General features: G+C 65.1%; 16 protein-coding genes. 1 reads left to right on the top strand and 15 read right to left on the bottom strand.

The genetic code is table 11. The annotated features are described in order from the left end of the window. Positions 1-114 precede the first annotated feature (114 nt). The 15 genes from BMX96_RS06715 to rplO form a co-directional block, all read right to left on the bottom strand. The gene (locus tag BMX96_RS06715; protein ID WP_091844795.1) at positions 115-828 is read right to left on the bottom strand and encodes an ATP12 family chaperone protein; all 714 of its coding nucleotides are present in this window, start codon (positions 826-828) and stop codon (positions 115-117) included. Further along, on the bottom strand, positions 825-1,502 hold the full coding sequence (locus tag BMX96_RS06720) for an HAD-IA family hydrolase (protein ID WP_091844796.1): 678 nt from the start codon (positions 1,500-1,502) through the stop codon (positions 825-827). Before BMX96_RS06720 ends, BMX96_RS06715 begins: the two co-directional genes overlap by 4 nt. Beyond that, entirely contained in the window at positions 1,499-2,545 is a 1,047-nt protein-coding gene (locus tag BMX96_RS06725; protein ID WP_091844797.1) for an RluA family pseudouridine synthase, read from the bottom strand. Before BMX96_RS06725 ends, BMX96_RS06720 begins: the two co-directional genes overlap by 4 nt. Beyond that, positions 2,542-2,919 (bottom strand): fluoride efflux transporter CrcB, encoded by a 378-nt coding sequence (crcB, locus tag BMX96_RS06730; protein ID WP_091844798.1) that lies wholly within the window; start codon positions 2,917-2,919, stop codon positions 2,542-2,544. The genes BMX96_RS06725 and crcB overlap by 4 nt, the downstream gene beginning before the upstream one ends. 31 nt (positions 2,920-2,950) lie before the next feature. Further along, positions 2,951-4,279, bottom strand: a complete 1,329-nt coding sequence (locus tag BMX96_RS06735; protein WP_091844799.1) for a replication-associated recombination protein A — start codon at positions 4,277-4,279, stop codon at positions 2,951-2,953. 91 nt (positions 4,280-4,370) lie between these two features. After that, positions 4,371-4,961 (bottom strand): acyl-homoserine-lactone synthase, encoded by a 591-nt coding sequence (locus BMX96_RS06740; RefSeq protein WP_091844800.1) that lies wholly within the window; start codon positions 4,959-4,961, stop codon positions 4,371-4,373. Between the two features lie 96 nt (positions 4,962-5,057). After that, entirely contained in the window at positions 5,058-5,669 is a 612-nt protein-coding gene (locus BMX96_RS06745; protein ID WP_091844801.1) for an autoinducer binding domain-containing protein, read from the bottom strand. A 138-nt stretch (positions 5,670-5,807) separates the two neighbouring features. Continuing rightward, positions 5,808-6,221, bottom strand: a complete 414-nt coding sequence (rplQ, locus tag BMX96_RS06750) for a 50S ribosomal protein L17 (RefSeq protein WP_091844802.1) — start codon at positions 6,219-6,221, stop codon at positions 5,808-5,810. A gap of 144 nt (positions 6,222-6,365) precedes the next feature. Continuing rightward, positions 6,366-7,382, bottom strand: coding sequence for a DNA-directed RNA polymerase subunit alpha (locus BMX96_RS06755; RefSeq protein ID WP_073128417.1), 1,017 nt, complete (start codon positions 7,380-7,382; stop codon positions 6,366-6,368). Between the two features lie 114 nt (positions 7,383-7,496). Beyond that, positions 7,497-7,883, bottom strand: coding sequence for a 30S ribosomal protein S11 (rpsK, locus tag BMX96_RS06760; protein ID WP_073128416.1), 387 nt, complete (start codon positions 7,881-7,883; stop codon positions 7,497-7,499). A 12-nt stretch (positions 7,884-7,895) separates the two neighbouring features. Then, positions 7,896-8,264 (bottom strand): 30S ribosomal protein S13, encoded by a 369-nt coding sequence (gene rpsM / locus BMX96_RS06765; RefSeq protein WP_073128415.1) that lies wholly within the window; start codon positions 8,262-8,264, stop codon positions 7,896-7,898. 254 nt (positions 8,265-8,518) lie between these two features. Continuing rightward, entirely contained in the window at positions 8,519-8,653 is a 135-nt protein-coding gene (locus BMX96_RS20050; RefSeq protein ID WP_269085820.1) for a hypothetical protein, read from the bottom strand. A 267-nt stretch (positions 8,654-8,920) separates the two neighbouring features. Continuing rightward, on the bottom strand, positions 8,921-9,562 hold the full coding sequence (locus BMX96_RS06770; RefSeq protein WP_091844803.1) for an adenylate kinase: 642 nt from the start codon (positions 9,560-9,562) through the stop codon (positions 8,921-8,923). Continuing rightward, positions 9,559-10,926: a preprotein translocase subunit SecY gene (gene secY, locus BMX96_RS06775; RefSeq protein WP_091844804.1), complete on the bottom strand. Its 1,368-nt coding sequence runs from the start codon at positions 10,924-10,926 to the stop codon at positions 9,559-9,561. Before secY ends, BMX96_RS06770 begins: the two co-directional genes overlap by 4 nt. A gap of 110 nt (positions 10,927-11,036) precedes the next feature. After that, complete coding sequence (gene rplO / locus BMX96_RS06780; RefSeq protein ID WP_091844805.1) at positions 11,037-11,513, bottom strand: 50S ribosomal protein L15; 477 nt, start codon at positions 11,511-11,513, stop codon at positions 11,037-11,039. Between the two features lie 251 nt (positions 11,514-11,764). Between rplO and BMX96_RS06785 the strand changes: the two genes are divergently transcribed. Continuing rightward, positions 11,765-12,619, top strand: a complete 855-nt coding sequence (locus BMX96_RS06785; protein WP_091844806.1) for a DUF4394 domain-containing protein — start codon at positions 11,765-11,767, stop codon at positions 12,617-12,619. The last annotated feature ends 132 nt before the right edge of the window (positions 12,620-12,751 follow it).

Raw genomic sequence — 12,751 nt, forward strand, 5'->3', positions numbered from 1 at the left:
CGCAAGTTTGGATGTATTCATCACCGCAGGTCAAGGCGATCAGCACGGGCCGTGATGAAAAACTGTGCAGGTTTACGGGTTTTTACCACTTCGACGGCAAACAACGCGTTTTGCTCACGCGTTCCGCGCGAGCTGAAGGAACCTTTCGGCGTGCAGGAAATCACCGCGTTTGCGGGCGGCGGTCTCTTCCGCTTCCTCGTCGCGGCCCCACACTTCGGCCTGCCACAGCTCGTCCACGCGGCTGATATCCCAGATCGGGGCGGCGGCGGCGCGGCCCTCGATGACCGCGAGGCCCAGCACCAGGGACCCCGACATGGCGATCAGGTCATGGGCAGCCGTCAACTCGAACGCGTCGAGTTCACCAAGAGGCGCGGCCAAACGATCCAGCGCCGTGCTGTCCTGCGCGACGGGCATCACGCCGCCCGTGACGGCCAGCCGCGCATCGAAGCGGTCGGCCGCCCAGTCGAGATAGGGGTCCCAGGCCGCTGCCTGGCGCTCGACCAGTTCCTCGGGGCCGTCGGCGCGATAGCTGAGCAGATCGGTGGCACCATATTCGGCCAGCATCGCCACGACCTCGGGCTTCTGCACCGTAACCTTGTCGATCGCCGAATTGGCGCTGCGTGTGACCGGCATGCTGTCCGGCACGATCCGCTCACCCTGCGCGTCCCATTCGGTCGCAACCGCTTCGGCCATCGCCTTGGTCGGCAGCGCCAAGGCCGCCTTCGCCGGCGTGCGAATGGGCTTGTCGTCCAGCAGCACCGTGAAACCGTCCCCCTCTTGGCCGACGGTGGTCTGTTTCCAGAAGCGTTTGGGGCTCCATTCGCTCATGCGGTCGTCTCCAGCAGATTGTCGATCACGGCGGGCAGCGCATCGAAACTGTCGATCCGCGCGTCGGCCCGCAAGTTCTGGGCCGGGTGATAGCCCCATGCGACGCCCACCGCGTGGATGCCGGCGGCCCGCGCCATGTCCATGTCGTAGCTCGTGTCGCCCACCATCACGGCCCGGCGCGCATCCACGCCGGTGTCACGCAAGACCTGCGCGATCATCGACGGATGGGGCTTCGACGGATGATCGTCGGCGGACTGGCGCGACACGAAAAGCCCGTGCCAGCCATGCGCCTCGATCAGATGGTCAAGCCCGCGGTTCGACTTGCCGGTGGCCAACGCCAGCAGGGTTTCGGGCTGCGCGGACAGCCGCGACAGCGCCTCCGCTGCACCCGGGTAAAGCGGCGCACCGCCGCTGGCGCCGCCGGCGGTACGCAGCGCGGCATAGCGATCCTTATAGGCCGCCTCCATGGCGCTGTGCGCGGTCGCGTCGAGATCGGGCACCATGCGGGGAAAGATCAGGCCCAGCGACAGGCCCACATGCGACAGGATATCGGCCCGGGGCGGCGCGGGAAGCTCTACCGCGGCAAATGCCGCCGCCATGGAGGCGACGATATCGACCTGGCTGTCCACCAGCGTGCCGTCGACATCGAAGATCACGCAGCGCAGGTCGGTCAAACCATGTCCTCGAAGGGGTCGTCCGGCGCCTCGTCCCGCTCCCACCCCAAGAAATCCCAGGTGTGGCGCATGTGCGGCGGCAGCGGCGCGACGATGTGCAGGTCGGCCCCCGTCACGGGATGGCGCAGCGTCATCGACCGCGCGTGCAGGTGGAGCTTGCGCCCGATCTCGGTCCCCAGTCCCGCGCCCCAGCCGTCGCCCATGTTCTCCTGGCTCGACCCGCCGTACTTGCCGTCACCGACGATGGGGTGCCCCAGCTCGGCCATGTGCGCGCGCAGCTGGTGGGTGCGGCCCGTCACCGGCTCCAGCGCGCACCAGCTCACGCGGCTGCCCAGCCCCGACAGGGTCGTGAACCGGGTCTCGGCCCGCTTGGCGCCCTCGGTCCCGGCCACGTCATCGGGATGCAGGCAGATCATCTTTTCGCCCTGACCCCGCGCACCGTGGCCGGGCGCCTTCATAAGGCCGAACTTGATGACCCCGTGCTTGGGCTGCGGCACGCCCGCGACAGCGGCCCAGTAGATCTTGCGCGTGTTCTTGTGGCGCATCGCCTCGGACAGGCCCTTGGCCGCCTGCCGCGTGCGCGCCAGCAGCAGGACGCCCGATGTGTCCTTGTCCAGCCGGTGCACTAGCTTGGGCCGATCCTCGAGCCCGAAGCGCAACGCTTCGCTCAGCTGGTCCACGTGACGCGCGGTCTTGCTTCCGCCCTGGGTGGCCAGGCCTGCCGGCTTGTTCAGGGCGATCACGTGGTCGTCGCGGTAAACAACGGCAGACTGGATCATCTTCGCGTCCGCGTCGCTGATGCGGGTCACGCTGTCGCGCGGCGCGGGCGCTTCGCTGTCGGGCAGCGGCGGCACGCGAACCTCCTGGCCGGCCTCGACCCGCGTGTTGCCCTTGACCCGGCCACCATCGACGCGGATCTCGCCCTTGCGACACATCTTGTCGATGCGGCCCTGCGGGATGTGCGGAAACCGCTTTCGGAACCACCGGTCCAACCGCTGGTCGCCCTCGTCCTCGGCCACGGTCACTGTCTGTACGCCGCTCATGCGAAGATCCCCCGTCCCAGCGTCAGGCCAAGAAACAGCCCGCCGATGGATGCGCCCACCGACAACAGGATATATGCCGCGGCCTGGCCGGCCTCGCCCCGCTCCATCAGCGTGACGGCCTCGAGCGAGAAGCTGGAGAAGGTCGTGAACCCGCCCAGCAGCCCCACCTGGACAAACGGCCCGAAGTGCCCAAGGCCGCGGTTGGCGGCCATCACGACGAACAGCCCCATGAGGAACGAGCCGAAGACGTTCGCAGTCAGGATCGGCAGCGGAAAGCCGGGACCGACCATCCGGCTGATCCCGAGGCCCCAGCCCCAGCGCAGGCCGGCGCCCAGGGCACCACCCGCCATCACCTGTAGAAGAGTTGTCAGCATGTCGCCCCTTTCCCCCGGGCGGGCAGGCTTGTCAATCGCCCGACCGCTTGGCGCGCAGCCGCCCGAAATAGTCCAGGCGCTTCTTCAGATCCCGCTCGAACCCACGCTCGGGCGGTACGTAGAATTCAGGTCGCGCCATCCCATCGGGGAAATAGTTCTGCCCCGAGAAACCATCCTCGGCGTCGTGGTCATAGGCATAACCGTCACCATAGCCCTGGTCCTTCATCAGCGAAGTCGGCGCGTTCAGGATATGCTTGGGCGGCGGATTCGACCCCGTTTGTTTGGCCGATTTTCGCGAGGCCTTGTAGGCGACATATCCCGCATTCGATTTCGGAGCGAGCGCCAGGTAGATCACCGACTGCGCCAAGGCCAATTCGCCCTCGGGACTGCCCAGTCGCTCGAATGTTTCCCAGGCATCCAGGCAAACGCGCTGCGCCTGTGGGTCGGCCAGCCCGATATCCTCGATCGCCATGCGCGTGATCCGCCGCGCGAGGTAGCGCGGATCTTCCCCACCTTCGAGCATGCGAGCCAGCCAATAGAGCGCGGCGTCAGGATCGCTGCCGCGCACCGATTTGTGCAGCGCCGAAATCAGATTGTAATGTGCGTCTCCCGACTTGTCGTATTGCGCCGCCCGCCGCATCAGCCGGGTGACGAGCGCATCCGGCCCCAACGGCTCGCCGACACGCCACGACGCCACCTGCTCGACCAGGTTCAGCATCGCGCGCCCGTCGCCATCGGCCATTTCGACCAGGCTGGACCGGGCGGCCGCGGTCAGCGGCAGTTTGCGGCCCAGCTCGTCCTCGGCGCGGTCGATCAGGCGGCCAAGATCCTTGGCGTCCAGGCGCGACAGCACCAGAACCTGCGCGCGGCTCAGAAGGGCGGCGTTCAACTCGAAGCTGGGATTCTCGGTGGTGGCACCGACCAGAAGGATCGTGCCATCCTCCATGTGCGGCAGGAAGCCATCCTGCTGGGCCTTGTTGAACCTGTGGATCTCGTCGACGAAAAGCAAGGTGCCCTGCCCGTTGGCCCGGCGGTGGCGGGCCGCGTCGAACACTTTGCGCAGGTCCGGCACTCCGGTGAAGATCGCGCTGATCTGAACGAAATGAAGATCGGTTTCTTGCGCCAACAGTCGGGCGATGGTCGTCTTTCCCACCCCCGGCGGGCCCCAGAAAACCAGAGACGACAAGGCCCCCGAGGCCAGCATGACGCCCAGTGGGCCATCGGGACCCAGGACGTCGGTCTGTCCAACCACCTGCGCAAGCGAACGCGGCCGGAGCCTGTCGGCCAGCGGGCGGTGCGCGGTATCGGTCGGTGTCGGAGAGGCCGCATTCTGCGGCCCGGAATCGAATAGGTCTGCCATCGCCTGTCTATGTAGGGTGGCGCGCGGCGTCGCACCAGCAGGCGGGTATCAGGATCCGATCAAGGCAGCGATTGGATCCTGCGGGCCGCTATTACTGCATGGCACTTTCGAAGTTCATGGACACGACCTGGTTCATGACACCCTCGATCTCCATCACGGGCCCCATGGCGGTCATGTCGACCTTTACCCGTTTGGCCCAACGCGGCCAGTTCGCGGCCAGCAATGTCAGGCAGGACTTGGCGCCAACCGCCCGGGCGGCGACCCCGAGCTGCATGACCAGTTGCGCGTGGACACGACGACGCGCGGCGGCGGGCACGTGGTGTGATACGAACAGGCGCGAGCTTTCCCAGACATCGGCTGCAACCGGCGCCTCGTCATACAGCAGATCCGCCGGGATGGTGTCCAGCAGGCCCCGCTGTGCGTCACGAATCATGTATGTGTAGATTCCGCACTTCGCGGTTGTCGGCGTCAGGCGATTGCCAGCCAGCACACGACCGTCCTCGTCATGGACAACAACCCAACGGCTGGCGGGGTTGTCGTACTGATCGTATTCCATGCCCATGGCCTGGGGCAGATCCCAGTGATTATGCCGAATGAACCATTCGTGACGGGCCCGGAGCATGTTCGCAAAGAGCTCGCCGTGCTGGTGCATGTTTTCGAAAGAAAGCGTTGTCGTCTGCATCAGAAGACTCCTTGATACAATTAGCGGAGGATTCCCCCAATCTGAAAGTTATCTGAAGGAGAGGAATATGCGAGCTTTCTTACACAGTTACTGAAATTAAATGAGATTGTAGTCTTTTGCGCGCTGGATTGCTTCTGCTGTGGTCCTGGCCATGAGCTTTTCACGGACGCCCGTCAGGCGCAGTTTCAATGCGCTTTCCGAAACGCCAAGCATCGCCGCGGCCGCCGAATGGCGATGGCCGTCGGCGACGCATTTCAACGCCTCGTGCTGCGCGCGCGTGAGGCGGATATTCGGGTCGGCCATGCCGTGCAGATTCTTCGCGATCTCCTCGATTGCGATCATCTCCTCGTCCCGCAATTCCCGGTCGCCACGCGCGACACTGATAACGGTGCGCGACGTAATCGGTCCGGCCGAGACGGTGACGCCGTAATTCAATCCGAACTTCCGAGCCTCGTCGAAGACATGGAAGGGGTCCGGGATCTTCGGATTGGACCACCGGGTCGCGCCGGTCGATGCGAAGGACCAGGCGGTCATGGGGTCACGCAGAACGTAGCCCTGCTGCGTGTAGTGCTCCGTCCACTCGGGCGAGTAGGTCGTGAACAGCATGAGCGGGGACGTGAAACGGATGTGCAGAGCGGCGAAGTAGCCCTTCTCTGCGTAGGGATCGAGCCGACTGAGCTCGCCATCGAAACTGGTACGGTCAAACATGAAATTATATTCGCCTATTCCATTGTTTCCGGCAACAACTTCAGGGCGATTGGGACCGCAAGGTGACGTTTGGTCAACTTGAAACCGCCGCCCCGGTCGGAGCGGCGGCTCACTGTGCCATTATGGTGCCGCAACGGCTTATTCGGCGTCTTCGGCTTCAAGCCGGGTGCGGTCGGCGGCGCCCTTGGCGTCGCGGTCGCGATCGACGAACTCGATGATCGCCATCGGGGCCATGTCGCCGTAGCGGAAGCCGGCTTTCAGGACGCGGACATAGCCGCCCTGGCGCTCGGCGTAGCGGGGGCCCAGCACGTCGAACAGCTTGGCGACGTGGCTGTCCTGCTTCAGGCGACTGGCGGCCTGGCGGCGGGCGTGCAGGTCGCCGCGCTTGCCGAGCGTGACCAGCTTGTCGATGATGCGCTTCAGCTCTTTCGCCTTGGGCAGGGTCGTCTTGATCTGCTCGTGCTCGATCAGCGATCCCGCCATGTTGGCGAACATGGCCTTGCGGTGTTCATGGGTACGGTTCAGGCGGCGGTATCCGCGGGCGTGACGCATGGTTTGGTTTCCTTCGATACGTGTTTTGCTTTGTCAGGCCGGTGTTGCGTTTCACCGGCTCTCCTTGGGGTCGGCCGCGGAGGGATCCGCGGCGTCACCGGTCGTCGGCCGCCCCGACCGTCTGGCGGGGCGCGCCGTTTCGGCTCAGAAGTTGTCTTCGAACTTCTTGGCCAGGTCCTCGATGTTCTCGGGGGGCCATTCCTCGACATCCATGCCCAGGTGCAGACCCATGCCCGACAGCACTTCCTTGATTTCGTTCAAGGACTTGCGGCCGAAGTTCGGGGTGCGCAGCATCTCGGCTTCGGTCTTCTGGATCAGGTCGCCGATATAGACGATGTTGTCGTTCTTCAGGCAGTTCGCCGAACGCACCGACAGCTCCAGCTCGTCCACCTTCTTCAGCAGAAGCGGGTTGAACTCGAGCCCGTCGTCGTCGTCCTGGCGGTTGGCCGATTCCGGCTCGTCGAAGTTGACGAAGATCGACAGCTGGTCCTGCAAGATGCGGGCGGCGAAGGCCACGGCATCGTCCGGCGCGACCGAACCGTCGGTCTCGACCTTCATGGTCAGCTTGTCATAGTCCAGCACCTGGCCCTCGCGGGTGGGCTGCACGTCGTAGCTGACCTTGCGCACCGGCGAGTAGATCGCGTCGATGGGCATCAGGCCGATCGGCGCATCCTCGGGGCGGTTCTTGTCGGCGCTGACATAGCCCTTGCCGGTGCTCACGGTCAGTTCCATGAACAGGTCGGCACCGTCGTCCAGGTGGCAGATCACGTGGTCCTTGTTCAGGACGGTGATGCCCTGGCTAACCGAGATGTCGCCGGCGGTCACGACCATGGGGCCCTTGGCCGAGATCGACACCCGCTTGGGGCCTTCGACTTCCATCTTGATCGCGACGCCCTTGAGGTTCAGGACCACGTCGGTCACATCTTCGCGGACACCCGCGATCGAGCTGAACTCGTGCAGGACGTTGTCGATCTGGACGCTGGTGATGGCGGCGCCCTGCAGCGATGACATCAGAACGCGGCGCAGCGCGTTGCCCAGCGTCAGGCCGAAGCCACGCTCGAGCGGCTCGGCCACGACTGTGGCCTGGCGCGTGCGGTCGTTGCCGGGCTTGACCTCAAGCTGCGTGGGCTTGATCAGCTCCTGCCAGTTTTTATGAAGCATGGTGTCTCCTCAATTCTTGCCAGCCCGCTCATGCAATGCGGCCGACCCCCGAGGTTGAAAATGACGGCGCGAGGCCGCGCGCATGCGCGACCCCGCTCTAGCAAAGAAGTCCGATCAGACGCGGCGGCGCTTGGGCGGCCGGCAGCCGTTATGGGCCATGGGCGTCACGTCGCGGATCGACGTGATGTTGAAGCCCGCGGCGGCCAGGGCGCGTAGCGCGGATTCGCGGCCCGAGCCGGGGCCCTGCACCTCGACCTCGAGGGTGCGCACACCGTGCTCCTGCGCCTTGCGGCCGGCGTCTTCGGCGGCCATCTGCGCGGCGTAGGGGGTGGATTTACGCGAGCCCTTGAAGCCCATCGTGCCGGCGGACGACCACGAGATGGCGTTCCCCTGCACGTCCGAGATCAGGATCTTGGTGTTGTTGAACGAAGAGTTCACATGCGCAACGCCGGCGGCGATGTTCTTGGAAACCTTCTTCTTGACGCGACGATCACGTGCCATTGGTCAGTCTCCTTATTTCTTCTTGCCGGCAATGGCCTTCGCGGGGCCTTTGCGGGTGCGGGCGTTGGTGTGGGTGCGCTGGCCGCGGACCGGCAGGTTGCGGCGGTGACGCAGGCCACGGTAGCAGCCCAGGTCCATCAGGCGCTTGATGTTCATCTGCGTTTCGCGGCGCAGGTCACCCTCGACGGTGAAGTTCTCGTCGATGTATTCGCGGATCTTCACGACGTCGGTGTCGCTCAGCTCGTTCAGGCGCGCGGTCTTGTCGATACCGACGGCATCGCAGATCGTCGCGGCCGAGCTGGGGCCGATGCCGGTGATGTAGGTCAGGGCCACGGGGACCCGTTTGGCGGTGGGGAGGTTGACCCCTGCAATACGTGCCAAAGCGTACTTTCCTTTCGTTGCGGGCCCGTGGTTCCAGGCCCTTTTTTCACAACGGAAGCCCGAGGGTATCCCCACGGGCCGCAGTCGAATTCCGATGAGTCGAGGCGGGGTGCGACCCCACAACTTGACGATTCCCTTTGGGATGGTGCGCAATAGTGCCGAATCGCCCGGTGGTCAAGCCCCGCGCACGAGCACGCGCGCCCGGACCGTGGCCGGGCGCGCGCGACGCGAAAAACAAGCGTTTCGGGGTCGGCTCAGCCGCCTTCTGCCCCGCTGCCGGCGTCCCGCCGGTCCATCCGCTGAACCACGCTGAGGATGCCCAGGCCGCACAGCCCGAAGGCGAACCCCACGCCGCTTATGGCGACGATGATCGTCACGATATCATTCATTGCTCTGCCTCGTGTCGTCTTTTGTTGTTGTACGCCAAATCTAGCAGTGCGCTTGCGCCGCACCAAACCATGCACCGGTCACGAAAGCGTAAATGGGCGCATCTGCGCCACCGGCGCGACGGGCGGACTACAAGGTGCCTTCGCCCCGCGGGTAACCGCAGCATCTAGGGGAAGGAAAAAAGCGGGTGGCCGCCGGATACGGATCGAAAAAGGCGGCGACCGTGTCCCGGTCGCCGCCCTTCCGTCATTCCGTCGCCGAGGCGCGGTTCAGTCGATGATTTGCTCGATCGCCTGGCCCACCTGCTCGATGTCGGCAAGGCCGTCTACGCGCTTCAGGTCGCCCTTGGCGTAGTAGTAGCCGATCAGCGGCGAGGTCTTCTTGTAGTATTCCATGAGCCGCTGCTTGAGGCTTTCCTCGTTATCGTCGGCCCGGCGCTTGAACTCGGTCCCGCCGCAGTTGGCGCATTTGCCGTCCTCGGGGATCGGCCGCGAGATGTCGTTGTAGACCTCGCCGCACGAGGCGCAGGTGGACCGGGCTGTGATGCGCTTGATCAGGGCCTCGTCGTTGACCTGCATCTCGATCACGGCGCCCAGGTCCTCGCCGTGACGCTTCAGCAGGTCCCCCAGGGCATCGGCCTGGCCCAGCGTGCGGGGGAAGCCGTCGAAGATCAGCCCCCCGCCCTTGTCGCCCTCGAGCTTCTCCTCGATCAGGCCGATGACGATATCGTCGGTCACCAATTCGCCGCGGTCCATGATCGCGGCCACCTTCTGGCCCATCTCGGTGCCCGAGCTGCGGGCGTCCCGCAGCATGTCCCCGGTGCTGAGCTGGATCATGTTGTGCTCATCCACCAGGCGGCGGGCTTGTGTGCCCTTTCCGGCCCCCGGAGGTCCAAGAAGTATGATGTTCATCGACGATTTCCTCCCCGCGCGGGTTTCTTCCCACCGCGCTTCTTACCACGCAACTGCGATTTTTCGATAAGTCCTTCGTATTGATGGGCCAGCATGTGGCTTTGCACCTGCTGGATCGTGTCCATCGTCACCGACACGACGATCAGCACGGACGTGCCGCCGAAGTAGAACGGGATGGCGAACTGGGCGCGCACGATCTCGGGCAGCAGGGTCACGGCGGTCAGGTAGGCCGAGCCCAGGACCAGGATCCGCGCGACCACGTAGTCCAGGTATTCCTCGGTTCGCTTGCCCGGACGGATGCCCGGGATGAAGCCGTTCTGGTTCTTCAGGTTCTCGGCCACGTCCTCGGATTTGAACGCCACGTTCGCGGTGTAGAAATACGTGAAGAAGACGATCATGCCCCCGAAGAACAGCAGGTAGAGCGGCTGTCCGGGTCCGAAATACGCCAGGATCGTCGACATGACCGGTCCGCTCTGGCCGCCGCTGAACGTGGCCAGCGTGGTCGGCAGAAGCAGCAGCGACGAGGCGAAGATCGCGGGGATGACGCCCGCCGGGTTCACCTTGATCGGCAGATGCGACGACCCGCCGTCATAGACCTTCATGCCCACCTGGCGGCGCGGATACTGGATGTGGATCTTGCGCAGCGAGCGCTCCATGAACACCACGAAGGCGATCACGGCCACGACCATCAGGATCACGCCGATGATGACGGCGGGGCTGATGGCGCCCGACCGGCCGCTTGCGAAGAACTGCGCCAGCGCCGCGGGGACCTCGGCGATGATGCCGACGAAGATGATCAGCGAGATGCCGTTGCCAATGCCCCGCTGGGTGATCTGCTCGCCCAGCCACATCAGGAACATCGTGCCGCCCACCAGCGTGATGACGCAGGCCGCGCGGAAGAACAGGCCGGGGTCGGTGACCAGGTCGCCCGCCTCCAGCGACACGGCAAGACCGTAGGCCTGGAAGGTCGCCAGCAACACCGTGCCGTAGCGGGTGTACTGGTTGATCTTCTTGCGCCCCTGCTCACCCTCTTTCTTCAGCTGTTCCAGCTGCGGAACCATCGCCGTCATCAACTGCACGATGATCGACGCGCTGATATAGGGCATGATCCCCAGGGCGAAGATGCCCATGCGGCTGATCGCGCCGCCGGTGAACATGTTCAGGATGCCGCCGATGCCGGTTGCCGCCTGCTCCATGAAGTCGCGCAGTGCGCCGCCGTCGATGCCCGGCACCGGGATGTAGGTGCCAAGGCGATAGACGCAAAGCAGGCCCAGGGTGAAAAGGATCCGCGACCTGAGCTCGGTGGCCTTTCCGAAGGCCCCCCAGCTCATGTTCGCGGCCATTTGTTCGGCTGCTGATGCCATGTCGGGTCTCTTTCAAACGGAAACGCCGCGCGACCCGGTTTTCGGGGCTCGCGCGGCGTGATGAAAACCTGATTGGGTATGTAAGCGCCCCGTCGGGCGCTCACAACCAATTACTCGGCCGCGCTGGCCGCGCTGCCGGTGACGGTCAGGGTGCCGCCGGCCTTTTCAACGGCCTCGATGGCCGATTTCGACGCACCGGTGACGGTGATCGTGACCTTCGACGTGATCTCGCCCTTCGACAGGACGCGGATGCCGTCCTTCTTACGGCGCACCAGGCCCGAATCGAGAAGCTCGGTCTCGGTGATCTCCTCGCCCAGCTTGCCGGCATCGATGAACTTCTGGATCAGGCCCAGGTTCACGACGGCGTAATGCTTGGCGTTGATGTTGTTGAAACCGCGCTTGGGCAGACGCTGGTAGAGCGGCATCTGGCCGCCTTCGTAGCCGTTGATGGCCACACCCGAGCGGGACTTCTGGCCCTTGATGCCGCGGCCGGCGGTCTTGCCCTTGCCCGAGCCCGGGCCACGGCCGACGCGCATCCGCTTCTTGGCGGCGCCCGCGTTGTCGCGCAGTTCGTTCAGTTTAAACATGTGTCGCTTCCTTTCCTTGCCGGACGCGCACCCCCAGCGACGGGAGCGGTGCGGACACGGCGTTGCGTAATCCCTTGCGGGAAGGCCGCCTGATAGAAGATCGCCGGATTTTCTGCAAGCCTTTCGGACCCGCCACGGGGCGCCACATGAAAATTTCGCGCGCGCCCCGAAACTTCCCGCCCTGACCTGCCGTGCCTCCCGTATCGCCGCCCCCGAAGGCGGCTGTTCTGTCCATCAACGGGAGACACGACATGAAAACCGCAATTCTCAGCAGCGCCGCTGCCGCCGCCCTTCTCGCCACCCAGGTCCACGCCGCAGGCCACGCCGGCACCATGGGCTATGCGCTCGCCGATGACGGCGCGACCCTCGTGACCATGGCCGACATCGCCGCCCCGGGCGAGGCGCAGACCTTCGATCTGGACACCGCGCTGGACGCCATCGCGTTCCGCCCCGTCACCGGTGACCTGCTGGGCTACACCAACGACGCCATCTACACGATCAACACCGCCGACGGCACCCTGACCGACGTGGGCGCGACCTTCAACGACGGCGCGCAGGTGGCCGACGGATCGGTCGTGGCGTTCGATTTCAACAACGCAATCGACGCGGTGCGTGCCATCACCTCGGCCGGCGACAACCTGGTCTATTTCCCCGAGGGCTTCGGCGACGGCGACGACCGCGCCAACAGCGTGATCCGCGTGACCGACCTGGCCTATGCCGAGGGCGACGACAACGTGGGCACCACGCCGATGGTCTTCGCCAACGCCTATACCAACGCCATCGCGGGCGAGACGGCCGGCAGCACGTTCCAATACGCGCTGGACGCCGAAACCGACGCGCTGATCAGCGTCGCCAACAACGACGGCACGCTCGAGACCGTGGCGCCGATCATGGTCGATGGCGAAGCGGTCGACCTGTCGGCCATGGGCGGCTTCGACATCCTGTCGCCCAGCGAGGGCGAGAACCAGGCCTACGCCGTGCTTCAGATGGAAGGCGCCGAGACCGCCGGTCTCTACGCCATCAACCTGGACGACGGCACCGCAACGATGCTGAGCGACCTGGGCATGGGCGGCTTCTCGGGCTTCGCCGTGTCCCCCGGGATGTAATCCGGCCCGGCGCGGGGCCTGTCCCTGCGCCGTCGCAAGGCATCGGGCGTCCGGATCGGGTGGGATCCGGGCGCCCTTTTTCGTTTGTCCCACCACGAACCGCATCGCGCTTGTCGACAGCGGCGGATCCCG

This window comes from Palleronia pelagia (assembly GCF_900110115.1).
Lineage (GTDB): Bacteria > Pseudomonadota > Alphaproteobacteria > Rhodobacterales > Rhodobacteraceae > Palleronia > Palleronia pelagia.